The organism is Pseudomonas sp. NPDC087814, assembly GCF_044742865.1.
Classification (GTDB): domain Bacteria; phylum Pseudomonadota; class Gammaproteobacteria; order Pseudomonadales; family Pseudomonadaceae; genus Aquipseudomonas.
Genome location: NZ_JBIUVK010000006.1, coordinates 26908 through 48895, shown reverse-complemented (window position 1 = coordinate 48895; position 21988 = coordinate 26908). Strand labels below are relative to the sequence as shown.

Genomic DNA, 21988 nt, shown 5'->3' with positions numbered 1-21988 from the left:
TAAAACAGGATTACTCATGTCCTTTGCTTCCCTCGGTCTCTCCGAGGCTTTAGTCCGCGCCATCGAGGCAGCGGGCTATACCGAGCCTACTCCGGTGCAACAGCGGGCCATTCCCGCCGTGTTGCAAGGCCGCGACCTGATGGTTGCGGCTCAGACAGGTACTGGTAAAACCGGCGGCTTCGCCCTTCCGATCCTGGAGCGGTTGTTCCCCAACGGTCACCCGGACAAATCCCAGCGTCATGGCCCGCGCCAACCGCGCGTACTGGTCCTGACCCCTACCCGCGAACTCGCCGCCCAAGTGCATGACAGCTTCAAGCTGTATGCCCGCGACTTGAAGTTCGTCAGCGCCTGCATCTTCGGCGGCGTCGGCATGAACCCACAGGTTCAGGCCATGTCCCGCGGTGTCGACGTACTGGTTGCGTGCCCGGGTCGTTTGCTCGACCTGTGCGGCCAAGGCAGCGTCGATTTGTCCCACGTGGAAATCCTCGTGCTGGACGAAGCCGACCGCATGCTCGACATGGGCTTTGTCCATGACGTGAAAAAGGTCCTCGCGCGCCTGCCGGCCAAACGCCAGAACCTGCTGTTCTCGGCCACGTTCTCCAACGACATCACCGCGTTGGCGGGCAAGTTGTTGCACAACCCCGAGCGCATTGAAGTCACGCCGCCGAACACCACGGTCGAGCGTATCGAGCAGCGCGTATTCCGCCTGCCGGCCGCCCACAAGCGTTCGCTGCTGGCCCACCTGATCACCGCCGGCGCGTGGGAACAGGTGCTGGTGTTCACCCGCACCAAGCACGGCGCCAACCGCCTGGCCGAGTACCTGGACAAGCACGGCCTCACCGCCGTCGCGATCCACGGCAACAAGAGCCAGAATGCCCGCACCAAAGCCCTGGCCGACTTCAAGGCCGGTGAAGTGCGCATCCTGGTCGCCACCGACATCGCCGCTCGCGGCCTGGACATCGACCAACTGCCCCACGTGGTCAACTTCGAGCTGCCAAACGTCGACGAAGACTACGTGCACCGTATCGGCCGTACTGGCCGGGCCGGTCGTTCGGGCGAGGCCATTTCCCTGGTCGCACCGGACGAAGAAAAGCTGCTGAAAAGCATCGAGCGCATGACCAAGCAGAAAATCGCCGACGGCGACCTGATGGGCTTCGACTCCAGCGCCGTTGAGGCCGAGAAGCCTGAAGTGCGCGAGCGTCCGGACGTGCGCAACCCGCGCAACAACCCACGCGGTCCGAAGGGCGATGGCCCGAACGGCGGCGGCGGTGGTGGCGGTCGTAAAGACAAGGGCAAGGACAAGGGCGGCAAGGACAAGGCTGCGACCAATGGCCGTGGCGAACGCCCGGCCCGTGAGCAAAAGCCCCGTGAAGGCACCCCGGCCCGCGAACAGCGCCAGCCAAGCCAGCCGCCACGTGCTGCTGCCGACCGTGCTCCGGACGAGTTCCTGGACGACGACGTGGACAACTTCGGTAACCGCGTTGACTACGTGCCCCAGGCCAAGCCGGCCCAGGGCCGTGGTCGTCGTCCGGGCGCTCCGGCCCAGGGCGCAGGCGCAGGTACTCCGCGTACCGGCGGGCAGCCACAAGGTCGCCAGAACGGTCCGCGCAGCAGCAACGGCGCCACCACCGGCACCCCGCCTGCCAAGCGCAGCGGCCCGCGCAACGGTGCACCGCGTGACGGCCAGGCCCGTCGCGAAGAGTCGCGCAACCGTCGCCCGGCCCGTGATGATCAACCTCGTCTGTCGGAGCCAGCGGTGCAAAACCCGCGCGGCGGCCCGGCACCGAAGATCATCCACAAAGAGTCGAAAAGCGATCGCACGCTGACACCTGAGCAGTTGGATCAACTGCCGGGCCGTCCACGTGGTGAAAAACCGGCGTTGCTGACCCGCAACCGCTGAGTTTTCAAAGCGCCATAAAAAATGCCCCGGATCGCGAGATCCGGGGCATTTTTGTGTGGCCGGCGAAAATTACTTCGCTTTCACACCTTCAAACGTCACGTACAGCTCAACGTTGTTGGACGCTGGACCCAGGTCCATCTGCTTGCCGAAGTCCTGGCGATTGAAGGAGGTAGTACCTTCAAAGCCGGCACGGTAGCCGCCCCATGGATCCTTGCCTTCACCCAGGAAGGTCGCCTTGACGACGATCGGCTTGGTCACGCCGTGAAAGGTCAGGTCGCCGGTCACGTCAGCAGTGACTTGGCCAGCGGCATTCTTGCCAGTGGTCTTGACGCTGGTGGAGACGAACTTGGCATCGGCAAACTTGCCAACGTCCAGGAAGTCTTTGCTGGCAATGTGCTTGTCACGTTCGGCGTGGTTGGTGAACACGCTGGCGGTGCGGACGTTGAACTCAATCTTGCTGTCTTCAGGCTTGGCAGCATCGAAGCTGAACTTGCCGTCCAGGTCCTTGAAGGTACCGGTGATGAAGCTGTAGCCCAAGTGGCTGATCTTGAAGTCAACGAAGGCGTGCTGGCCTTCCTTGTCGACAACGTAGTCAGCTGCCATCGCCTGACCGGCAGTCAGCAGGGCAGAACCGATGGCCAGAGCGGCGAGAGTCTTTTTCAACATGCTTTCTATTCCTTGTGAGTCGAGGTTGAACATCAGGCTTTGCGCCCCAGCATACGAACCAGGGTCACATCACGATCAATGAAATGGTGTTTCAGCGCGGCCACGCCATGCAGGCCGGCGAACACCACCAATACCCAGGCCAGGTACAAATGCACCACACCTGCAGTGTCTGCCTGGTCCGGTAGCCCGGAAACCAGCGCAGGAATCTCAAACAAGCCAAACACCGGGATCCCGACACCGTCTGCGGTGGAAATCAGGTAACCGGCAATCATCACGGCAAACAGCCCGAGATACAGGAACGCGTGGCCAAACGCAGCCCCCAGACGCGTAATGCGGCTATAGCTGGCAAGCGGTGGCGGCGGCGGGCTGACCAGGCGCCAGACGATCCGCACGAGCATGATGGCGAACAGCGTAATGCCGATGCTCTTGTGCAGGTCCGGGGCGTCTTTGCGCCAGGCACTGTAGTAGTCGAGACCGACCATCCACAGGCCCAATGCGAACAGACCGAACACCACCAGGGCCGCGCCCCAGTGCAAAACGATGCTGACCCAGCCATAGCGGGCCGGTGAATTACGTAGTTGCATGTCCCAAATCCCGTAAGAGCTGTGGCAAGACTATCGATTTACCTATCGAATTAAAGCGGAAAATTTCGCTTTGAAATATCGAGAAATACGATCAAGAGCGTATGCAGAGTAAGTTAACAAGAGATTAAGGACTATCCAGAAGAAACGTGACGGACTGTCCTGCGTTTACCACCAATTTACGCTTCAGACTCGCAATGGGTTGTGACACAGGCCGGCATTGCATAGGCTTGCGCGATTGTTTCGCCCGCGCACGTCGCGAGCCGCTTCGAGGAGAATGAACATGGGTTTGAATAACCAGTGGATGCAACGCGACCTTGCGGTGCTGTGGCATCCCTGCACCCAGATGAAAGACCACCAGCAACTGCCGCTGATCCCGATCAAGCGCGGTGAAGGCATCTGGCTGGAAGACTTCGAAGGCAAACGCTACCTCGACGCCGTCAGTTCCTGGTGGGTCAACGTGTTTGGCCACGCCAACCCGCGCATCAACCAGCGCATCAAGGACCAGGTCGACCAGCTGGAACACGTGATCCTCGCCGGTTTCAGTCACCAGCCGGTGATCGAGCTGTCCGAGCGCCTGGTGAAGATGACCCCCGAAGGCCTGACCCGCTGCTTCTACGCCGACAACGGCTCGTCGTGCATCGAAGTCGCGCTGAAGATGAGCTTTCACTATTGGCTCAACCGCGGCCTGCCGAACAAAAAGCGCTTTGTCACCCTGACCAACAGCTACCACGGCGAAACCATCGCCGCGATGTCGGTAGGCGATGTGCCGCTGTTCACCGAGACCTATAAAGCCCTGCTGCTGGACACCATCAAGGTGCCGAGCCCCGACTGCTACCTGCGCCCCGACGGCATGAGCTGGGAAGAACATTCCCGGAACATGTTCCTGGCCATGGAGCAGACCCTGGCCGAAAACCACGACACCGTGGCCGCCGTGATCGTCGAGCCGCTGATCCAGGGCGCCGGCGGCATGCGCATGTACCACCCGGTGTACCTCAAGCTGCTGCGCGAAGCCTGCGACCGCTATGGCGTACACCTGATCCACGACGAAATCGCCGTGGGCTTTGGCCGCACCGGTACGATGTTCGCCTGTGAACAGGCCGGCATCCGCCCGGACTTCCTGTGCCTGTCCAAGGCCCTGACCGGCGGCTACCTGCCGCTCGCCGCGGTGGTCACCACCGACGATGTGTACGACGCCTTCTACGACGACTACCCGACCCTGCGCGCCTTCCTGCACTCCCACAGCTACACCGGTAACCCGCTGGCCTGTGCGGCGGCCCTGGCGACCCTGGATATCTTCGAAGAAGACAACGTCATCGAAAACAACAAGGCCCTGGCCCAGCGCATGGCCACCGCCACCGCGCACCTGGTGGACCATCCGCACGTCTCGGAAGTGCGCCAGACCGGCATGGTGCTGGCCATCGAGATGGTGCAGGACAAGGCCACCAAGACCGCCTACCCGTGGCAGGAACGCCGTGGCCTGAAGGTGTTCGAACATGCGCTGGAGCGAGGCGCGTTGCTGCGGCCGTTGGGCAGCGTGGTGTACTTCCTGCCGCCGTATGTGATCACCCCGGAGCAGATCGACTTCCTGGCTGAAGTGGCCAGCGAAGGGATCGACATTGCCACCAACAGCAAGGTCAGCGTGGCGGTGCCCAAGGATTTCCACCCGGGGTTTCGTGATCCGGGCTGATTGAGTTGATCGTTCCCACGCTCCGCGTGGGAATGCAGCCATGGACGCTCCGCGTCCGCCCTGCACACTATTTCCAGAGAACAGAAATGAGACTGTCCCGCTTTTTTGTCGACGCCCCCCTGAGCCTTGGCGACCACGAGTTGCCGGAAGCCCAGGCGCACTACATCAGCCGCGTATTGCGCATGAGCGAAGGCGACCCCGTGCAGTTGTTCGACGGTTCCGGCCAGGAGTTTCGCGCCAGCTTGCTGGAAGTCGGCAAAAAACGCGTGGTGGTGCAAGTCACCGAAACCTTCGCCGGGCAGGTCGAGTCGCCGTTGCAGATTCACCTCGGCCAGGGCCTGTCCCGTGGCGAGCGAATGGACTGGGCGATCCAGAAAGCCACCGAGCTTGGGGTGAATGAAATCACCCCGATCTTCAGCGACCGCTGCGAAGTGCGCCTCAAGGACGAACGCGCCGACAAACGCCTGCAGCACTGGCGCCAGGTGGCGATCAGCGCGTGCGAGCAGTGCGGTCGCTCGCGAGTGCCGGTGATTCACCCACCGCTGTTGCTGGCGGATTGGTTGAAACAGGCCGAAGCGGATTTGAAGCTGGTGCTGCACCCGGTGGCCGAGCCCCTGGTGAGCCACGCCAAGCCTGGGAGCCTGGCCTTCCTGATCGGGCCGGAGGGTGGATTGACTGATGGCGAAGTCGAAACGGCACAAGGTGCGGGGTTTCATGCCGCACGGTTGGGCCCACGGGTGCTGCGTACCGAAACTGCGCCAGTCGTGGCGCTGGCCGTAGCCCAACAACTCTGGGGCGACTTCTAAACCCGTTTTGCAAACCCCATCAAATGTGGGAGCGGGCTTGCTCGCGAATGCGGTGGATCAGTCACACATGTATTGACTGGCACTCCGCTTTCGCGAGCAAGCCCGCTCCCACATTTTGATCGGGTTACCAACCTCAGACCTGTTTACTCCACCGGGTCACTCACAGGCGTCGCAATAATCGCCTTCAACTCACTGGTCATCGGGAATTCCAGGTTCAAGCCCTTGGGCGGGATCGGCTGCTCAAACCAGCGCTGGTAAATGCCGTTGATCTCCCCCGAGCTGTACAGCCCGGCCAGGGTCTCGTTGACCACCGCGAGAAACTGCGGGTCGTCCTTGCGCACCATGCAGCTGTAGATTTCCCGCGACTGTTCTTCCCCGACCACCACCCACTTGTGCGGGTCCCTGGCCTTGGCGCGCTCGCCGTAGAGCAACGCGTCATCCATGTAGAACGCCGCCGCCCGGCCGGATTGCAGCATCTGGAAGGCTTCGCCGTGGTCCTTGGCGCTGATCACCGACATGTTCAGTTTGTGATCGACGTTGTAGCTCTTGAGGAACCGCTCGTTGGTGGTGCCGGCGGTGGTTACCACGTTCTTGCCTTGCAGGTCGGCGAAGCTTTTGATGCCGCTGTCGTTGGCGGTCAGCAACTGGCCCTTCACGTAGATAAACCCGTAGGAAAACGCTACCTGCTTCTGCCGCTCGGCGGTCACGCCGGTGGAACCGCATTCCAGGTCCACGGTGCCGTTTTGCACCAGGGCTATGCGGGTCTGGGAAGTCACCAGGTTGTACTTCACGTTGAGCTTCGGCACACCGGTTTTCTGCTGAATACGCTCGACGATCTTGTTCGCCAGCTCCACCGAATAGCCCATGGGCTTGCCGCTGTGATCCCCCACATAGGAAAACGGCACCGAGGCATCGCGGTAGCCGAGGGTGATGCTCCTGGCGTTGGCGATCTTGCTCAGCGTACCGTCCAAGGGGGCCTCGGTGGCATGGGCCTGAGCCCCCAACAACAGCCCCAGGGTGCAGCCGATCAACGTGATTTTTTGCATTGTTATTCTCCGTTGGTGGTTAAAGGTTCAGGTACGGCGCACTGCAATGACACTGATCTCGACCAGCACGTCCGGTCGCGCCAACTGCGCCTGCAACGTGGTACGCGTCGGTGCCTGCCCCGGCGATAGCCAGGCGGACCAGACTTCATTCATCGGCGCAAAACCCTCCTGGATATTGTTCAGGTAGATGGTCGCATTCAGCAGATGATCCTTGTCGCTGCCGGCCTCGGCCAGCAGCGCATCAATCCTGGCCAGCACCTCTTCGGTCTGGGTCTTCACATCGCGGCCTTCGCCCGGCACCTGGCCGGACAGGAACACCAAATTCTGAAAAACCACGGCGCCAGACAAGCGGCTGTTGCTGTTAATTCGGGTGATGGTCATCGAAATATCCTCAAGCGGCACGGGGCGCGAAGCCCTGCATATCAATGGAAGTGGTGTGCCGGCCAATCAACTCGGCCAGTACCTGGCCGCTGCCGCAAGCCAGGGTAAACCCGAGGGCGCCGTGGCCGAGGTTAAGCCACAGGTTGCTGTAGGCGCTGGCACCAATCAACGGCACGCCGGTCGGCGTGGCCGGGCGCATGCCGGCCCATTCGACCGCGTGCTGGTAGTCACCGGCCAGCGGGAACGTCTCAAGTGCCTGGCGTTTAATCAGCGCCAGGCGCTTGGGTTCCAGGCGGGTGTCGAAGCCGACAATATCCACCATCGCCGCCACCCGCAGTTGCTCACCGATGCGCGCGTAGACGATCTTGCGGTCGTAATCGGTGATGCTGATGTTCGGCGCCTGATGCTGCGCGCCAATCGGCACGCTCAGGCTGTAACCCTTGAGGGGATACAGCGGCAGTGACATACCCGGCAAGGCCAGCTCGGGGCTGCGGTGCCCGGCGGCCAGCACCAGGTGCTGCACCGGCAAGACTTCACTGCCCATTTCGATAGCCTGCACGGCGCCTGCGCTGTGACGAATCGCCGTCACCTTGCGCCCCAACAGGAACGTGCAACGCCCCGACGCTTCAAGGCGCGCCGCCAGTTGCTGGCAGAACCCATGGCAGTCGCCGACCTCTTCATTGGGCGTATAGATGCCGCCGGCAAAACTGGCGCTGTCCAGGGTCGGTTCCAGCCGTGCGCAGTCCGCCGCCGAGAGCACTTGCTGTTGCAGCGGGTCGGTCACTTTATTCAAGGCGCGTTCATAGCTGTCGAGGCTGCGAAAGGTCACCAGCTTGCCGTTGCGCCGCCAGTGGAAACCGCCCAGTTGGTCTTCTTCACGCCAGCGTTGCAGGGTGCCCTGGCTCAAGGACGCCAGGCGCAGCAGGTGGGCCGCATTGCGCTGGTTCACCGAGCCACGGCAGGCGCCCAGGAACGAGGCCATCCAGCGCCACTGCGCCGGGTCCATGCGCGGACGCAGCTTCAGCGGCGAGTCACCGCGCAGCAGCCAGCCGATGGCTTGCAACGGTACGCCCTTGTCGGCCAGCGGTGCGACATAGCGGTAGGACAACTGCCCGCCGTTGGCGAAGCTGGTCTCGCTGCCCAGGGTTTCCCGAGCTTCGACCACCGTCACCTGCATGCCGGCACGCACCAGCGCGTAGGCACTCGCCAGGCCGATAACCCCGCCACCGATGATGCAAACCTGCTGAGCCATGTGCGTCCCTTAACCGTGCGATGTCAGGCTTGAAGGTTAGAGGCAGGTGACAGCGGCGGGACAATGAATAAAGATGGGTCACCCATAAACAAAGGTTATGGACTGCCCATGCGCTTGCGTCATATCGAAATCTTCCAGGCCATCCGCCAGACCGGTTCCATCAGCGCCGCCGCCCAGTTGCTGCATGTCTCGCAGCCGGCGGTGAGCAAGGTGCTGCAGCACGCCGAGTTGCAGTTGGGGTTCCCGCTGTTCCTGCGTATACGCGGCAAGCTGCAGCCAACCCCGGAAGCGCTGGCGCTGGAACGCGAAGTCGACAAGGTGACCGAAAGCCTGCAAGGCGTGCGGCGCCTGGCGCAGAACCTGCGCCGCGAGCCGGGCCAGAGCCTGCGTATCGGCGCCACACCCGCGCTGGCCTTGTCGTTGCTGCCGCCGGCCATCCGCGAATGGACCCAACGCTACCCGGACATCGCCTGCGAGCTGTCCAGCGCCCACAGCCGCGAGCTGGTGCAAAACCTGTTGATGCGTGAGGTCGACGTGGCGCTGACCCTGCAACCGCCCGATCACCCAGGGCTGAACGCCCAGCCGTTGGCCCACGGCGTGCTGGTGGCACTGGCGCCGCAGGGTTACTGGAAGGAAAACGAGCTAGGCAAACCGTTGCCGCTGATGGCCCTGGCGGGCGCGCCGTTGATTGGCCTGTCCAGCGCCGACCCGTTGTCGGCGAAGCTGGACAGCTACCTGGAAGCGGTCGATCCACCGCCACGGGTCAGCATCGCAGTGCAGACCTATTCCCTGGCCAGGGCCATGGTCGAATCCGGCGCCGGGCTGGCGGTGATTGATCCGTTCACCGCCCTCGGCGCATCACCGGCCACTACTTGCATTCGCCCCCTTGCGCCGCCGCTGCCAATCACCTTGTACGCCCTGACCCGCGCCGACGAACCGCCGCCGCATATGCTGGCGAGCCTGTTGGAGATCTTCGGCAGCCGGGCCCAGGAGCAATTGGACCGGCTATAACACGTACCCCATGATCGCCACGAAATGCAGCAGGCTGCCGCCAATCACGAACAAATGCCAGATCCCGTGGGAGTGCCGCAGGCGGTCCTCCAGGGCAAAGAAAATAATGCCCACGGTGTACAGCACCCCGCCCGACGCCAGCCAGGCAAACCCGGTAGGCCCCAGCGCAGCAATCAGCGGCTTGACCGCCACCAGCACAATCCAGCCCATCACCGCATAGATCACGATCGACAGGATCCGCGCCTCGGAACGTGGCTTGATCTCCTGCAGGATGCCGATCACCGCCAGCCCCCACACAATCCCGAACAGCGTCCAGCCCCACGGCCCGCGCAGCGTCACCAGGCAAAACGGTGTGTAGCTGCCGGCAATCAGCAGGTAGATCGAAAAGTGATCGACCTTCTGCATGATCGCTTTCTTGCGCCCGCGCACGCTGTGGTACACGGTCGACGCGCTGTACAGCACCAGCAACGTGAAACCGTAAATGGCCACGCTGACAATCTTCCAGGGGTTGCCGTCCATACTGGCCACCACCAACATCCATACCGCACCCACAAAAGCCGCAACCGCCCCGAGCAAGTGGCTCCAGGCGTTGAATCGTTCCCCGTGATACATGTGTCACTCACCTCGAATAACGGTTATCACCTCGACCATTCTGACGTCACCCACCCAATATCAGGTAACAACCTTTCTTCATTTGCCCAAATACACATGCCGATGGATGATTCGCTTCATCCTGTGGGAGCTGGCTTGCCGGCGATAGCGGTGTATCAGCAGCAGATGCATGTCTGACCCAACGCTATCGCAGGCAAGCCAGCTCCTACATAAAAGCCCCTCATCGGTAACGCCCATGCCCGACCTTGAACCTGCCCAGCCCCACCCGAGTCTGTGGCAATTGTTTTACAACTTCGCCATGGTCGGCCTGTTCGGCTTTGGCGGCGTGATGCCCTGGGCGCGGCAGATGATGGTCGACCGCCGGCAGTGGGTCAGCGAACAAGGCTTCAACGAGTTGCTGACCACCGGCCAATTCTTCCCCGGGCCGAATATCGCCAACGTCGGCATCATCTACGGTCGGCGCCTGCACGGTTTGCCGGGTGCGGTTGTGACCGTGGTCGGCTTGTATCTGTTCCCCTCGCTGATCACCGTGCTGGCCGGCTTCGCCTATGCCAAATGGTGGAGCCATGACGTGGTGCAGCAGATCTTCGGCGCGGTGATGCCGATCGCCACCGGGCTGATGCTCGGCACCACCTTGCGCCTGCTCAAGGCCATGCCCAGGACCCTGGCCAACTACAGCGCGTTCGTCCTGACCTTCGTGTTGATGGCGGTGCTGGTGCTGCCGTTGTGGATGGTCTTGCTGATCTGCATTCCCAGCTCGTTGGCCTTGAGCTTCATGGGCAAGCAGAAGGTGGCCGGCTGATGCAGAGCGTGCTGTTTCACCTGATGATCCAATGCGCGCTGTGGTCGCTGATGGCGATTGGCGGCAACACCGTGGCCCTGAGCGATATCCACCGCTACACCGTCACCGACATGAACTGGATCACCGACGCCCAGTTCGTCGCCTTCTTCGCCCTGTCCCAGGCCTTGCCGGGGCCCAATGGCATGTTCCTGGTATTTATCGGCCAGCAAGCCGCCGGGTTGCCCGGCGCCCTGGTGGCCCTGACCGCCAAGCTGGTGCCCTGCTCGGTGCTCACCTACTTCGGCGCCGGCTGGCTGGAAAAACACAGCAAAACCCCGTGGGTGCAGCGGGTCAAAGGCAGCCTGCTGCCGATCTCCATCGGGCTGATCCTGGCCGCCAGCTACATCCTGATGAACAGCCTGGAAAACAACGCCACCAGCCTGGTACTGACCCTGGCCAGCGCTGCCGTGGTGTATTACACAAGACTCAACGCGATCTGGCTGATCATCCTCGGCGTAGTGTTAGGCCTGTGCAGTGCATGGCTGGGAGTGAACTGGTTTTAGGGGCACAATCGACGGCATTCGAACAAGAGTCACGCCCATGCTGATCGACGAAGAGTTCACCCTCAAGAAGCTGGAAATCTTCCTGGCGTTCATGCGCACAGGCAACCTGGCGCGGGCGGCGGCGGAACTGCAGACCAGCAACGTCAGCGTGCACCGGGCGATCCACTCCCTGGAAAACGCCCTGCGCTGCCCGCTGTTCAAGCACGAAGGGCGCAACCTCACGCCGCTGGAAAGCGCCTATGTGCTGGAAGAGCGTGCGCAGAAGCTGGTGCAGGATGTGGTCGAAAGCGTGCGGGTCACCCGCGAGGCCGCCGGCTTTTCCGCCGAGCGTTTCAAGCTGGGCTCGTTGTATTCGCTGACGGTAAAGACTGTGCCGCAGTTGATCATGGGGCTGAAGATTCGCCGCAGCGAACTCAACATCGACCTGATCCTCGGCTCCAATTTCGACCTGCTGTACAAGCTGAAGAACATGGAAGTCGACGCGATACTGATCTCCCTCGACGAGCACGCCAACGATCCGGACTGCGAGCAGATCGCGCTGTTTTCCGACGACATCTTCCTCGCCACCCCGGCCGATTCACCCTTCGACCGCGAGCAGGAAATCGACCTGGCGGACGTGCGCGACGCCACCTTCATCACCCTCACCCAAGGCTTCGCCACCCATCAGGATGGCAACCGCGTATTCAAGCAGGCAGGGTTCGAGCCGAAGGTGGCGATGCAGGTCAACGACATCTTCACCCTGCTGAGCATGGTCAGCTCGGGCGTGGGTTATGCGCTGCTGCCGGGGCGGATTGCGGCGGTGTATGAGAACCGGGTGAAGCTGATTCCCCTGCAACCGCGCTACCGTTTGCAGCAGCACATTGGCGTGGTGTTTCTGAAAGCCAAGGAGCGCGACCCGAACTTGCTCGCGCTGTTGGCAGAGTGCCGGATGTATGCGAATCGTCAAACCTGACAATGATCCCCTGTGGCGAGGGAGCTTGCTCCCGCTCGGCTGCGCAGCAGTCGTAAAATCAGCGTCCGCGTTGTTTCAGGAAAAATGCATTGGGACCGCTTCGCGCTCCAGCGGGAGCAAGCTCCCTCGCCACAAAAGCGGTCGACACCTCTCGGGTCAGCCGACAATCCCGCGCACGATGAAGTACAGCACCGACGGCCCCAGCAAACACCCAAGCCCGGTGTGAAAGGTGGCAGTCAACGCGCCATACGGCACCAGCCGCCGGTCCGTCGCCGCCAGGCCTGCCGTCACACCGCTCACCGTGCCGGCCAAACCACCGAACACCATCGCCGAGCGCGGGTTATCCAGGCCCATCCAGCGTGCCGCCATGGGCGTGCCCACCATCACCAGGATCGCCTTGATCAACCCAGTCGCGATGGACAGCGCCACCACATCCGAGCTTGCACCCAACGCCGCCCCGGTCACCGGCCCGACGATGTAAGTCACCGCGCCCGCGCCGATGGTGGTCATGCTGATCGCATCGCGATAACCAAACGCCCAGGCGATACTCGCGCCCACAATAAACGGCAGCACCGTGCCCAGCAGCAAGGCAATCGCACCAATCAAGCCGGCCTTGCGCGCCTCGGTGGCCTGTACTTCAAACGCCGTGGCCACGATGGCAAAGTCCCGCAGCATGGCGCCGCCCATCAAGCCGATCCCGGAAAACAGCGCCACGTCCGCCAGGCCTTTCTGCCCGCCGGTCAAGGTGCCGCCCACCCAGGCCAGCACCAGCCCGATCACAATCGCGATGGCTGAGCCGTGGATGCGCCCGAAGGTCAGGCGCTTGGACAGCACCACCGAAATCCACATCACCACGCCAACAAATGCAAAGGCGGTGACCAAGCCGTTATTTGCCAGGCCTTTCTCGATGAGTTCCCACATATCAGCGACCTCCCGCGACAGGTGCAGCCGCAATCAGCGGCTCTTCATCGGGCAACGGTTCGCCCTTGTGCGTGCGGCTGATCAAGGCGATCGTGCAACCGCACACCACCACCGAACCAATCGCCGCCAGCACCGCCACCGGGCCGCCGTGCAGCGCGGTCACCACGTTCTGTTGCGCCGCCATCGCCACCACCACCGGGATGTACATGGCCCCCCAGAAGCCGACACCCATCTCGCATTCCTTGGTCATGCCGCCGTGTTTGTGCATCCACAACCGTGCGCAGATCAGCAGGATCATCGCGATCCCCACCCCGCCCACGTTGGATTTGACTCCCAGCAACACGCCGAGCATGTCGCCCAGAATCACGCCGGCCAACATGCAGATCGCCAGCAACGCCACACCGTAAATAATCATGATGGTTGTCCTCAAAGTGCTTCATCGAAATTGTTGTTTTTGTGCTTCGAAAGCCTTGGGCGGCAATGCCGATCCGATAAAGATGAATACCGTACCTGTGGCGAGGGAGCTTGCTCCCGTTGGGCTGCGTAGCGGCCCTGAAATCCTCGGAGCGCTGCGCACTCCAACGGGAGCAAGCTCCCTCGCCACAGGTCATTGGTGACCCGCTCTATCTCTTGACCGACCAGCATCAGCCTTGGTGGAGCTCTATCGGTGATGGTTTCCCTCCTCTCGCAGCAAGGCCTGCAAGGTGTCCAGGCGGGCGCCTTCGAAGGCGATGACGGTGCCTTGCTCGAACACCCGGCGCGCAAGGCCTGTAAGCACGGCACCGGGAGGCAGTTCGATATGCAGGCGCACACCGCGCTCGAAGGCGCTTTGCACGGTGCCGCGCCAGTCGACGATGCGGCACATGTTGAAGGCGAGGTCGTCGCGCAGGTGTTCGGTGTTGTGGATCGGCCGGGCGCGGGTGCTGCTCAGGTAGGTGATGCTCGGCGGTTTCAGTGTCACTTGGGCGAATGCTTCGGCCAGGGCCTCGGCGGGTTTTTCCAGCAGTACGCAATGAGACGGCACGCTGACGGCCAGGCGTTTGGCGACGCCGTTGCCGCGCACCAGATTGGCGACCGCCTTCATGGCCTCATCGCTGCCGGCGATGACCGTCTGGTTGTCGGCATTGATATTGGCCAGGTAAACCGGGGTTTGCGGGCTGTGGACCTGAGCAAGCAAGGCTTCGACGGTGGACAGGTCCGGGCCGATAAGGGCGGTCATGCCGTAGCCGTGGGGATACGCGTGTTGCATCAATTCGCCGCGCAGGCTGACGAGTTTTAACGCGTCGGCAAAGTCCAGCGAGCCGGCGATTACGGCGGCCGGATAGGCACCAATGGACAGGCCGGCGACGTAATCGGGGGTGTGTTCCAGCAAGCGCGCACTGGCCACACCGGCAATCAACAGGCAGAGCTGCACGGCACGGGTCGAGGCCAGCGCTTCGGCAGAATCCAGGGTAAGCACATCCTCATTGAGGGCAGCACTGGCTTCGTCCAGCACCGCACGCGGCAGCTGCTGGAGCATGCCGGGACGCTGGGCGCCCTGCCCCGGGAATGCCAGGAGGCTACTCATGCCACGGCCTGCCAAGGATCGAGCACCAGCTGCGCGCCGCTGGCGTTCTTCAGCAGCACGCGACGCGAACCACCGGCCCATTCACGCAACGCGACCGCGCCAAAAGGCGTTTGCAGTTGCAGGTCCACGGCGCACACCGCCGTATCCAGTATCGCCAGCAGGTCCTCTGCATCGCTGCGATCAAGGCGCTCGGGCGTGCGCAGAATCAAATCCAGATCGCTCTTGGCATGCAGCGCTTCGACACCGCTGGCCAACTCGAAACCCGCACTGCCGGTGACGCCCCAACTCTCTCCCGCCAGCACCGGTTGCAACTGAGCGAGGGCCTGCAACGCCGGCAAATCCCTTGGCGAAATCACACCGCGCAGGTCTTCCGGCACCACGCGCCGCTGCACCGCCGCCATCGGCATCACGGCGGCGAAGCGCTGCTCGCGCAAGCGCCCGCGTACCCCCACCGCTACCTGGCCCGGCGACGCGACGGCACGCCGCACCACCACCGGATGCCCAGCGGCCAATGCTTCCAGCACCCAGGCCGGCGCATCAGCGGGCGCATGCGCCGGGGTCATGCCCCAGAGCAAGTCGTGAGCGTTCACCATTGCTCCCGCAGCAGTTGGCGCACGTGGCTGGAGGCCGCGCGGTTAGTGGCGCCCAGGCGACCGCTCAGGTCCCGACCGCCGGCCTGCACATCCTTGATCGCCTGCACCAGGCACTCGCTGACCCGCGCCACATCTTCGCTGGTGGGCTGCTCGATCTGGCTGACCGACAAGGTCTCCCAGAGCAAGCCGAGGCTGGCATAGCTGTCGATGTCATAGGCCATCGGCGGCACGCTGGCGGCCAGGGTTTCCAGCTCTTCAACACTGCGCAGGGTTACCCGCGCCGCCGAAGCCTTGCCCATGGCATGCACCATCACGCCGGGGTCGCGCAGGGCAATCAGGCGGTTGGCCTGGTAACCATGGGCGAGGAAGGCGCCGGACATCGCCTTGCCCACCAGCAGCGCGATCACCGGGTGACCGGCCAGGCGGGCACGGGCGTAGCTGTCGGCAGCGGCGGCCAATGCCTGGTGAATGCCCAAGGCCTCTTCGCGACGACCGTAGGCCTGGCTCGGCACATCCACGATGGCAATCAGCGGACGCTTGTCGCCGGTGTTGATCGCCTCATCAACGGCCTTGGCCAAGCCCCAGCCTTCCAGCAAACCGACTTCACCGTTGCGAGCGCGAGGGAAGCGGTTTTGTGGGTCAGTGACCACCGCGATAAAGCGCACTGGCTGATCACCGAGCACACCGTCGGCAACTTTCAGCGAGTTCGGCAAACCGCTCACTGGCGCTGCGTCGCCGCTCACTGGCGCTGCGTCGCCGCTCAATGCGTTGAACCACTGCAAACCTCTCATGAGCGTTCTCCCTGATACAGATCGCGAACCGTCGCCGGGTCGATTTGCGGTTCGGCGTTCAGTGCGGCCAGGCGTTCCAGATAGTGATCAACCTGACGGCTGCGCTGGTTTTCCGGCAAGCCTTGTTGCAGCAGTTCAGTGATCTGCTGCTGAATCTGCACCACGTCGTCGGCCACATACCGGTCGGCCAAGCCACTGTTGAAACGCTGCTCACCGCCGGTCAGGCTCCAGATGAAGGGCCGGTCACGGGAGTCGTATTCTTCAAGGCCGGCTTCCTGCTCGATCACCTGCGGGCCGTTCAGGCCAAGGCGCGCCTCACGGGTCACCAGCAGATAACTGCACAGGCCTGCCGCGATGGACATGCCGCCAAAGCAACCCACACTACCCGCCACCACGCCGATCACCGGCTGGTACTGGCGCAGGTCGACAATCGCCGCATGGATATCGGCGATGGCAGCCAAGCCCAGGTTGGCTTCCTGCAAGCGCACGCCGCCGGTTTCCAGCAGCAGGATGGCGCGCGTCGGGATGCCGTTGCGGTTGTCTTCAGCAGCCAACTCCAGTGCTCCGGCCATCTTGGCGCCGCCGACTTCACCGAGACTGCCGCCCTGGAAATTGCCTTCGATGGCCGCGATGACCACCGGCAAGCCGGCGATGCTGCCCTTGGCGATCACCACGCCGTCATCTGCCTGCGGCACCACGCCCTGGCAGCTCAGCCACGGCGACATGACGCGCTGGAACGGGTCGATCAGTTCGCGATAGCTGCCCGCGTCGAGCAAGGCCTTGGCCCGTTGCCGGGCGCCGAGTTCGACGAAGCTGTGTTTGTTGAGCAAGTCAGTCATGACCGATCTCCTCGAAGCCTTGCTCCAGGCGCAAGCGCACCACGCCGGGTGTGGCGCCGAAGTCGTGGATATCGATGTTCAATGCGGGGGGTGTCTGTTCCTGGAAGATCCGCTCGAACAGATGCTGCCAACGCAGCTGCGCACCGTTCACCGAGGTCTGCACCTGGATCGTCAGGGTGCCGGCGGTTCCCGGTTCCAGCAGCACTTCGAGGTCGCCGGAGCCGACGCAACCTACCAGCGCGCGGCCCTTTGCGGGCTGCCCGGCGGGGAATTCAAAGGATAAGGTTTCCATCACAGCGCTCCGTCGAGGCGGTCGATAAACAGGCAGGCGGCCAACAGGTCGGCGGCGCCACCGGGGGAGGCATTCAGCGCCAGCAGTTGCTGGTCCAGCTCATGCAGTTGGCGGCGGCCGGCGAGGCTTGCGCTGCCGCCGGCGTCCAGTACGGCTTGGGCGCCCTGCTGCATGGCCTGCAAGCCTTCAGGACCGGCGCGGTAGAGCACGCAGGTGTCGGCCAGATCGGTCATGATCGCCAGCAAGGCGTCGAGGCGCGCGTTCTGTTCGCCGTGTTGCTGCAGGCGGCTTTTCTTCAGTTGGGGCAGGCCGCGTTGCAGCACCGACGGGAAGCCCAGTTGCGCCTCTTCGCGAGCACCGCGTGCGCCGTAGCGTTGTGCGACCTGGGCGCCGTGGCTCAGCGGTTGCGGTGCGTAACGGTCGTTGAGCAAGGCCAGGCGGGCGGCGCGCAACGTCACCGCGCTGGCAGTGCAGGATTCCGGTTGCAGTGCGGCGGCGGCAACTAACAGGCCGAGCGCCCAGATCGCGCCGCGATGGGTATTTACGCCGCTGGTGGTGACGAGCATCGCCTGTTCACCTTCGCGACCGATGCGCCCGAGGGCTTCACGCAGGGGCAAACCGACTTCGCCAAATTCGACAGCGGCCTCGGCCATTTCCTTGAACGCCGGCCACAGCGACAGCGCCGAGGCGTGCATCAAGCCGAGGTGCAAATCGGTATGGGCGCCGTTGCCGCGACGGTCTACCAGGGCGGGTTTCGGCGACAGGTCCGCCTCATCAATCAAGGCGTCGACGGCCATGTCGGCCAGGCGTTCGGCCAGTGTCAGGTCGTGCAGTTTGAGTGCGTGCATTTACCAGCTCCTGAACTTGGCGGGCGGGTTGTACAAGCCACCGGACCACTCCACCAGATCGGCCACGCTCTTGGCGGCCAGCAGCTCGCGGGTGGCATCGGTGCGGCGGATGCCGAGGTCTTCGGGCAGCGCAATCAAGCCTTCGCGACGCATGCGTGCGGTGTCCTTGGGGTTGTGGCGCAAGCCGATGGCGGTCACCCCGGCCACGGCGGCGATCATCGCCTGGCGCTCTTCCAGGGAACGGGCCTTGTACAGGTAGGCGATGCCTTCTTCGGTGAGCAGGTGCGTGACGTCGTCGCCGTAGATCATGATCGGCGCCAGGGGCATGCCGCTTTTGCGGGCGACTTCCACCGCGTCGAGGGTTTCGACAAAGGTGGGTTTGCCGCCTTCCTGGAAGGTCTCGACCATCTGCACCACGAGCTTTTTGCCGCGTTCGAGCAAGGCCTCGGGAGCGTCGTCGTGGCGCATGTCGAGCCAGGCGGGTGTGCCATGGCGGCGACCGCGCGGGTCGTGGCCCATGTTCGGTGCGCCGCCAAAACCGGCAAGGCGGCCACGGGTAACGGTGGAGGAATGCCCGTCCCCATCGACCTGTAAGGTGGCGCCGATAAACAGGTCCACCGCGTACTGGCCGGCCAGCTGGCAGAACATTCGGTTGGAGCGCAGCGAGCCGTCGCGACCCGTGAAGAACACATCCGGCCGGGCGGCGATGTAGTTCTCCATGCCCAGTTCGGTGCCGAAGCAATGCACGCTTTCGACCCAGCCGCTTTCGATGGCCGGGATCAGGGTTGGGTGCGGGTTGAGGGTCCAGTTGCGACAGATCTTGCCCTTCAGGCCCAGGGATTCACCGTAGGTCGGCAGGATCAATTCGATGGCGGCGGTGTTGAAACCGATGCCGTGGTTCAGCGATTGAACGTTGTGTTTTTCATAGATGCCGCGGATCGCCATCATCGCCATCAACACATGCACGGGCTTGATGTGGCGTGGGTCGCGGGTGAACAGCGGTTCGATGTAGAAGGGCTTGTCAGCGACCACCACGAAATCGACCCAGCTCGCGGGGATGTCGACGCGCGGCAGGTCGGTGACGTCATCCACCAGTTGGTTGACCTGGACGATGACGATGCCATCGCTGAAGGCGGCCGGCTCGATCAGCGCGGGTGTGTCTTCGGTGCTCGGGCCGGTGTAGATATTGCCGGCGCGGTCGGCCATGAAGCCGGCCGACAGGACCACGTTGGGGATCAGGTCCACCACCAGCCGCGCGTAGAGTTCGATGTAGGTATGAATCGCGCCAATTTCCAGCAGGCCGTCTTCCAGCAATTGGCTGATGCGCAGGGACTGGGTGCCGGCGAAGGAGAAATCCAGCTTGCGGGCGATGCCCTTTTCAAACAGGTCCAGGTGCTCGGAACGGCCGACGCTGGGCATGATCATGTGCAAGTCGTGGAGCTTGGCGGGGTCGGCCTTGGCCAGGGAGCGCGAGAGGAAATCGGCCTGCTTCTGGTTGTTGCCTTCCAGCACCACGCGGTCGCCGGGGAGGATCAGGGCTTCCAGGGCTTCGACAATGCGCTCGCTGGGGAGCACGGCGCCATCGGCGAAGGATCGCACCAATGCGAGGCGGCGCTGCTTCTCATCGCGCCTCCGCGTCCAGCGCGAGTCGGGGGAAGTTGTTGTTGTCATGGTCGCTCCACGGGATTTGCTGTCGTGGGCTGTACCTTAGGAGGGTATTGGGGGGGCATCAATCAAGCTGGGCGGTGAACCGTTACGATTGGAGTAATGGTTCATTAGCAAACGCTGAGGCTCGGGCTCAACACAGTTCAAATGTGGGAGCGGGCTTGCTCGCGAATGCGGTGGGTCAGTTGATAAATCGGGTACTGACACACCGCATTCGCGAGCAAGCCCGCTCCCACATTTGCTCAGCGCTGTTCGGGAGAACGTGCGCAGAAGTCCCAAAATGGGAACGATCAGTCCCTTTTTGGGACTGATCTCGCTTCATCACCCAAGCCGCTATTTCTGGTTAGTCACCCACTGTTCGACCTCCTTCAATAGCGCTTGAGTATGCGCAATCAGTTGCTCCAACAACCCCTCATCCTCATCCATATACCCTTCATATTCCGCCAGGTTGCGGCGCTCGTGGCATAGCGCAAACAGTCTTACCTGAACCTTGTTGGCTGCGGTGGTATGAAGCAGGCATTGGAACACCAGATAGCGCTTGTCCGAGCGATAGCCGTGCAAGCGCAAGGCTGTGAGGGCGATTGCGTGGGCCGCGTTGTAAGCCAAATCAAAACGGCTGGCGAAAGATAATTGCGGAGTTTTGGCGTCCTTCAATCGATCACGGGCAGAGCGCATCAACCCATCACATTCCGTGCGATCCGGCGGCTCAGCCTTCAAGCCACCACTACGTTGCAGGTTCTCCAGGTTTGCCTTGCTGTCCATCCTTGGACTCCACGGGGTTTTCCCCAATCAGGTTGATCTTGTCCTGCTCCGCCACCCGCTGCACAAAACTATGACCGGCATTCCATTTGCCGATCCAGTCTTCGGGGGTATAGAGCGTCGGGTTGATGGTGCGGCCCAGTTGCTCTTCCAGCGGCATGAGCTGCTCCATGACTTCACTGTAGTTGAGGCTTTCGCCGATCAGCATCAGATCTATGTCACTGGATGAGTGCGCCTCGCCCTTGGCGATGGAACCGTAGATAAATGCCCACTTCAGTTGCGTGGCAAATGGAGCCAGTGCGTTGCGCAATGGCTCATCCAGGCTCAGGGTCTTGCGCACGATGGCCAACAGCTCCGAGTAAACGGGGCACTGCGGATTGGCCTGGTAGTGGGTTTGGTTGCCCTGGCGCGTCACCGTCAGGATGCCTGCCAACTGCAAACGCTCCAGCTCGCGGGTCAGGCTGCCCTTGCCCACCTTTGCCCAGCGGGCGATTTCATTGGTGAAGAAGCTATGGTCGGGCTTGCCAAAGAGCAAACCCAAGACTTTCTGCTGAGTCACGGTGAATAGCGCAGTGCTAAGGGGCAGGGTTTGCATGGCAGCGACCGAAGAGTCCCAAAAAGGGAACGATAGGTCCCTTTTTGGGAACGATCAAGTTTTTAGGCTGCGCAAGAAGGAGCAACCTGCTCCAGTGCCTGATCAACCAGTAACTGCCCCAGCTCACTCATCTGCTGAATGGCCAGCACCACGCCGCGCTGGGAACCTTCCAATTCAAAGGCCAGGTTGGAGGTCAGCGCGTTGAGTGAGGCAAAGGTTTCAGAAGCGTTGGCCAGCAGGGCTTCGGTGGATTGAGAGGGAGAGACGGCAAAGAGTGACGATGACGCAGGAGTCGGAAAGTAATGATCCATGGCACGCTCGGCGGCGGCCTGGAGTTTGCGGTGTTCGATTTCAGCGCTGTGGGGCGGATTGGGGGTAGGTTTGAACATGATGTGCAGCTCCGATATGTATTAGGGAAGCTGACACCATCCGCTTGCACGCGAATAAGGTGGCAGCTGTGCGCAGGTGTGCAAGACCGGGCATATCGGACCCCGGCAGACCCCAAGGGATCTCCCACGCACAGCCGCCATAAGAAATACAGCAGGCATAAAAAACGCCCGTTGAATGGCTATGGGCGTTGGTGCGCCGATATGTAACCGGACTTGCACGTCCGTGTCACCGTTTTTTGCGATGACGGACGAAGACTAGGCGCGATCGCAGGGCACAACAAGTTCATGCACAGCGCGAGAGGTTGCAGGAAAAATCCGACTGTAAAGCGCACGCCGATGCGATCGTTCCCACGCTCTGCGTGGGAATGCATCCCGTGACGCTCCGCGTCACCACAGCGCGAGACTTAAGCCTTGCATCGCCAGCTGGACGCAGAGCGTCCGAGGCTGCATTCCCACGCGGAGCGTGGGAACGATCATCAAAAATCGAA

The 21988-nt window shown here is 62.5% G+C and carries 25 protein-coding genes; 7 read left to right on the top strand and 18 right to left on the bottom strand.

Annotated features, from left to right (window positions below; genetic code table 11):
• Nucleotides 1-16 precede the first annotated feature (16 nt).
• Nucleotides 17-1900: a DEAD/DEAH box helicase gene (locus tag ACIOMR_RS07330; protein WP_003216846.1), complete on the top strand. Its 1884-nt coding sequence runs from the start codon at nt 17-19 to the stop codon at nt 1898-1900.
• Between the two features lie 69 nt (nt 1901-1969).
• Here ACIOMR_RS07330 and ACIOMR_RS07325 read toward each other — a convergent pair whose 3' ends face one another.
• A complete protein-coding gene (locus ACIOMR_RS07325; protein WP_003216844.1) occupies nt 1970-2566 on the bottom strand; it encodes a YceI family protein in 597 nt (198 codons plus the stop codon).
• A gap of 32 nt (nt 2567-2598) precedes the next feature.
• On the bottom strand, nt 2599-3150 hold the full coding sequence (locus ACIOMR_RS07320) for a cytochrome b (protein ID WP_401193155.1): 552 nt from the start codon (nt 3148-3150) through the stop codon (nt 2599-2601).
• 280 nt (nt 3151-3430) lie between these two features.
• Here ACIOMR_RS07320 and ACIOMR_RS07315 point away from each other — a divergent pair, with 280 nt between their 5' ends.
• Complete coding sequence (locus ACIOMR_RS07315; RefSeq protein ID WP_003216840.1) at nt 3431-4837, top strand: adenosylmethionine--8-amino-7-oxononanoate transaminase; 1407 nt, start codon at nt 3431-3433, stop codon at nt 4835-4837.
• A gap of 86 nt (nt 4838-4923) precedes the next feature.
• Nucleotides 4924-5643, top strand: coding sequence for a 16S rRNA (uracil(1498)-N(3))-methyltransferase (locus tag ACIOMR_RS07310; RefSeq protein WP_087693231.1), 720 nt, complete (start codon nt 4924-4926; stop codon nt 5641-5643).
• Nucleotides 5644-5786: 143 nt separating this feature from the next.
• Here ACIOMR_RS07310 and ACIOMR_RS07305 read toward each other — a convergent pair whose 3' ends face one another.
• The 3 genes from ACIOMR_RS07305 to ACIOMR_RS07295 are packed head-to-tail and all read right to left on the bottom strand — an operon-like array spanning nt 5787 to nt 8322.
• Nucleotides 5787-6689, bottom strand: coding sequence for a transporter substrate-binding domain-containing protein (locus ACIOMR_RS07305; protein WP_087693232.1), 903 nt, complete (start codon nt 6687-6689; stop codon nt 5787-5789).
• A gap of 27 nt (nt 6690-6716) precedes the next feature.
• On the bottom strand, nt 6717-7070 hold the full coding sequence (locus ACIOMR_RS07300) for a RidA family protein (RefSeq protein ID WP_177020235.1): 354 nt from the start codon (nt 7068-7070) through the stop codon (nt 6717-6719).
• Nucleotides 7071-7080: 10 nt separating this feature from the next.
• On the bottom strand, nt 7081-8322 hold the full coding sequence (locus ACIOMR_RS07295; RefSeq protein ID WP_401193150.1) for a D-amino acid dehydrogenase: 1242 nt from the start codon (nt 8320-8322) through the stop codon (nt 7081-7083).
• A gap of 108 nt (nt 8323-8430) precedes the next feature.
• On the opposite strand from ACIOMR_RS07295, the gene ACIOMR_RS07290 reads away from it, so the two are divergent.
• Nucleotides 8431-9333: a LysR family transcriptional regulator gene (locus ACIOMR_RS07290; RefSeq protein ID WP_177020237.1), complete on the top strand. Its 903-nt coding sequence runs from the start codon at nt 8431-8433 to the stop codon at nt 9331-9333.
• Here ACIOMR_RS07290 and ACIOMR_RS07285 read toward each other — a convergent pair.
• Complete coding sequence (locus tag ACIOMR_RS07285) at nt 9328-9945, bottom strand: hemolysin III family protein (RefSeq protein ID WP_003216828.1); 618 nt, start codon at nt 9943-9945, stop codon at nt 9328-9330. The genes ACIOMR_RS07290 and ACIOMR_RS07285 overlap by 6 nt on opposite strands.
• A gap of 235 nt (nt 9946-10180) precedes the next feature.
• Here ACIOMR_RS07285 and ACIOMR_RS07280 point away from each other — a divergent pair, with 235 nt between their 5' ends.
• From ACIOMR_RS07280 to ACIOMR_RS07270, 3 genes are read left to right on the top strand one after another with little or no spacing between them, the layout of a single operon-like run.
• Entirely contained in the window at nt 10181-10747 is a 567-nt protein-coding gene (locus ACIOMR_RS07280; RefSeq protein WP_003216826.1) for a chromate transporter, read from the top strand.
• Complete coding sequence (locus ACIOMR_RS07275; RefSeq protein WP_087693236.1) at nt 10747-11289, top strand: chromate transporter; 543 nt, start codon at nt 10747-10749, stop codon at nt 11287-11289. Before ACIOMR_RS07280 ends, ACIOMR_RS07275 begins: the two co-directional genes overlap by 1 nt.
• Nucleotides 11290-11326: 37 nt before the next feature.
• The gene (locus ACIOMR_RS07270) at nt 11327-12241 is read left to right on the top strand and encodes a LysR substrate-binding domain-containing protein (protein WP_401193145.1); all 915 of its coding nucleotides are present in this window, start codon (nt 11327-11329) and stop codon (nt 12239-12241) included.
• Nucleotides 12242-12397: 156 nt separating this feature from the next.
• Here ACIOMR_RS07270 and madM read toward each other — a convergent pair whose 3' ends face one another.
• The 12 genes from madM to ACIOMR_RS07210 all read right to left on the bottom strand — a co-directional run bounded on the left by madM (nt 12398) and on the right by ACIOMR_RS07210 (nt 21500).
• On the bottom strand, nt 12398-13162 hold the full coding sequence (madM, locus tag ACIOMR_RS07265; protein ID WP_003216820.1) for a malonate transporter subunit MadM: 765 nt from the start codon (nt 13160-13162) through the stop codon (nt 12398-12400).
• A gap of 1 nt (nt 13163) precedes the next feature.
• Nucleotides 13164-13577: a malonate transporter subunit MadL gene (gene madL / locus ACIOMR_RS07260; protein ID WP_003216818.1), complete on the bottom strand. Its 414-nt coding sequence runs from the start codon at nt 13575-13577 to the stop codon at nt 13164-13166.
• A gap of 246 nt (nt 13578-13823) precedes the next feature.
• Nucleotides 13824-14729 carry a malonate decarboxylase subunit epsilon gene (gene mdcH / locus ACIOMR_RS07255; protein WP_003216814.1) on the bottom strand — a complete coding sequence of 302 codons (906 nt, stop codon included), beginning with the start codon at nt 14727-14729 and terminating at the stop codon, nt 13824-13826.
• On the bottom strand, nt 14726-15322 hold the full coding sequence (locus ACIOMR_RS07250) for a malonate decarboxylase holo-ACP synthase (RefSeq protein ID WP_177068419.1): 597 nt from the start codon (nt 15320-15322) through the stop codon (nt 14726-14728). The genes mdcH and ACIOMR_RS07250 overlap by 4 nt, the downstream gene beginning before the upstream one ends.
• Nucleotides 15316-16113: a biotin-independent malonate decarboxylase subunit gamma gene (gene mdcE, locus ACIOMR_RS07245; protein WP_401193139.1), complete on the bottom strand. Its 798-nt coding sequence runs from the start codon at nt 16111-16113 to the stop codon at nt 15316-15318. The genes ACIOMR_RS07250 and mdcE overlap by 7 nt, the downstream gene beginning before the upstream one ends.
• Nucleotides 16110-16952: a biotin-independent malonate decarboxylase subunit beta gene (locus tag ACIOMR_RS07240; RefSeq protein WP_401193136.1), complete on the bottom strand. Its 843-nt coding sequence runs from the start codon at nt 16950-16952 to the stop codon at nt 16110-16112. Before ACIOMR_RS07240 ends, mdcE begins: the two co-directional genes overlap by 4 nt.
• Nucleotides 16945-17244, bottom strand: a complete 300-nt coding sequence (locus tag ACIOMR_RS07235) for a malonate decarboxylase subunit delta (RefSeq protein ID WP_003216806.1) — start codon at nt 17242-17244, stop codon at nt 16945-16947. Before ACIOMR_RS07235 ends, ACIOMR_RS07240 begins: the two co-directional genes overlap by 8 nt.
• Complete coding sequence (locus tag ACIOMR_RS07230) at nt 17244-18092, bottom strand: triphosphoribosyl-dephospho-CoA synthase (protein ID WP_008434131.1); 849 nt, start codon at nt 18090-18092, stop codon at nt 17244-17246. The genes ACIOMR_RS07235 and ACIOMR_RS07230 overlap by 1 nt, the downstream gene beginning before the upstream one ends.
• Complete coding sequence (gene mdcA, locus ACIOMR_RS07225) at nt 18093-19763, bottom strand: malonate decarboxylase subunit alpha (RefSeq protein WP_023659312.1); 1671 nt, start codon at nt 19761-19763, stop codon at nt 18093-18095.
• A gap of 327 nt (nt 19764-20090) precedes the next feature.
• Complete coding sequence (locus tag ACIOMR_RS07220) at nt 20091-20519, bottom strand: hypothetical protein (protein ID WP_003216800.1); 429 nt, start codon at nt 20517-20519, stop codon at nt 20091-20093.
• Complete coding sequence (locus tag ACIOMR_RS07215) at nt 20482-21111, bottom strand: nucleotidyltransferase domain-containing protein (protein WP_003216798.1); 630 nt, start codon at nt 21109-21111, stop codon at nt 20482-20484. Before ACIOMR_RS07215 ends, ACIOMR_RS07220 begins: the two co-directional genes overlap by 38 nt.
• 62 nt (nt 21112-21173) lie before the next feature.
• The gene (locus tag ACIOMR_RS07210) at nt 21174-21500 is read right to left on the bottom strand and encodes a DUF6124 family protein (RefSeq protein ID WP_401193130.1); all 327 of its coding nucleotides are present in this window, start codon (nt 21498-21500) and stop codon (nt 21174-21176) included.
• Between the last annotated feature and the right edge of the window lie 488 nt (nt 21501-21988).

Excerpts from the sequence above, each read along its gene's own strand:
- ACIOMR_RS07250 (WP_177068419.1), bottom strand. The coding sequence starts at position 15,322 with ATGGTGAACGCTCACGACTTGCTCTGGGGCATGACCCCGGCGCATGCG.
- ACIOMR_RS07320 (WP_401193155.1), bottom strand. The coding sequence starts at position 3,150 with ATGCAACTACGTAATTCACCGGCCCGCTATGGCTGGGTCAGCATCGTT.
- ACIOMR_RS07270 (WP_401193145.1), top strand. The coding sequence starts at position 11,327 with ATGCTGATCGACGAAGAGTTCACCCTCAAGAAGCTGGAAATCTTCCTG.
- ACIOMR_RS07310 (WP_087693231.1), top strand. The coding sequence starts at position 4,924 with ATGAGACTGTCCCGCTTTTTTGTCGACGCCCCCCTGAGCCTTGGCGAC.
- ACIOMR_RS07215 (WP_003216798.1), bottom strand. The coding sequence starts at position 21,111 with ATGCAAACCCTGCCCCTTAGCACTGCGCTATTCACCGTGACTCAGCAG.
- ACIOMR_RS07230 (WP_008434131.1), bottom strand. The coding sequence starts at position 18,092 with ATGCACGCACTCAAACTGCACGACCTGACACTGGCCGAACGCCTGGCC.
- madM (WP_003216820.1), bottom strand. The coding sequence starts at position 13,162 with ATGTGGGAACTCATCGAGAAAGGCCTGGCAAATAACGGCTTGGTCACC.
- ACIOMR_RS07295 (WP_401193150.1), bottom strand. The coding sequence starts at position 8,322 with ATGGCTCAGCAGGTTTGCATCATCGGTGGCGGGGTTATCGGCCTGGCG.
- mdcH (WP_003216814.1), bottom strand. The coding sequence starts at position 14,729 with ATGAGTAGCCTCCTGGCATTCCCGGGGCAGGGCGCCCAGCGTCCCGGC.
- ACIOMR_RS07290 (WP_177020237.1), top strand. The coding sequence starts at position 8,431 with ATGCGCTTGCGTCATATCGAAATCTTCCAGGCCATCCGCCAGACCGGT.
- ACIOMR_RS07325 (WP_003216844.1), bottom strand. The coding sequence starts at position 2,566 with ATGTTGAAAAAGACTCTCGCCGCTCTGGCCATCGGTTCTGCCCTGCTG.
- ACIOMR_RS07315 (WP_003216840.1), top strand. The coding sequence starts at position 3,431 with ATGGGTTTGAATAACCAGTGGATGCAACGCGACCTTGCGGTGCTGTGG.
- ACIOMR_RS07305 (WP_087693232.1), bottom strand. The coding sequence starts at position 6,689 with ATGCAAAAAATCACGTTGATCGGCTGCACCCTGGGGCTGTTGTTGGGG.
- ACIOMR_RS07220 (WP_003216800.1), bottom strand. The coding sequence starts at position 20,519 with ATGGACAGCAAGGCAAACCTGGAGAACCTGCAACGTAGTGGTGGCTTG.
- mdcE (WP_401193139.1), bottom strand. The coding sequence starts at position 16,113 with ATGAGAGGTTTGCAGTGGTTCAACGCATTGAGCGGCGACGCAGCGCCA.
- madL (WP_003216818.1), bottom strand. The coding sequence starts at position 13,577 with ATGATTATTTACGGTGTGGCGTTGCTGGCGATCTGCATGTTGGCCGGC.
- ACIOMR_RS07330 (WP_003216846.1), top strand. The coding sequence starts at position 17 with ATGTCCTTTGCTTCCCTCGGTCTCTCCGAGGCTTTAGTCCGCGCCATC.
- ACIOMR_RS07240 (WP_401193136.1), bottom strand. The coding sequence starts at position 16,952 with ATGACTGACTTGCTCAACAAACACAGCTTCGTCGAACTCGGCGCCCGG.
- ACIOMR_RS07280 (WP_003216826.1), top strand. The coding sequence starts at position 10,181 with ATGCCCGACCTTGAACCTGCCCAGCCCCACCCGAGTCTGTGGCAATTG.
- ACIOMR_RS07235 (WP_003216806.1), bottom strand. The coding sequence starts at position 17,244 with ATGGAAACCTTATCCTTTGAATTCCCCGCCGGGCAGCCCGCAAAGGGC.
- ACIOMR_RS07210 (WP_401193130.1), bottom strand. The coding sequence starts at position 21,500 with ATGTTCAAACCTACCCCCAATCCGCCCCACAGCGCTGAAATCGAACAC.
- ACIOMR_RS07300 (WP_177020235.1), bottom strand. The coding sequence starts at position 7,070 with ATGACCATCACCCGAATTAACAGCAACAGCCGCTTGTCTGGCGCCGTG.
- ACIOMR_RS07285 (WP_003216828.1), bottom strand. The coding sequence starts at position 9,945 with ATGTATCACGGGGAACGATTCAACGCCTGGAGCCACTTGCTCGGGGCG.
- mdcA (WP_023659312.1), bottom strand. The coding sequence starts at position 19,763 with ATGACAACAACAACTTCCCCCGACTCGCGCTGGACGCGGAGGCGCGAT.
- ACIOMR_RS07275 (WP_087693236.1), top strand. The coding sequence starts at position 10,747 with ATGCAGAGCGTGCTGTTTCACCTGATGATCCAATGCGCGCTGTGGTCG.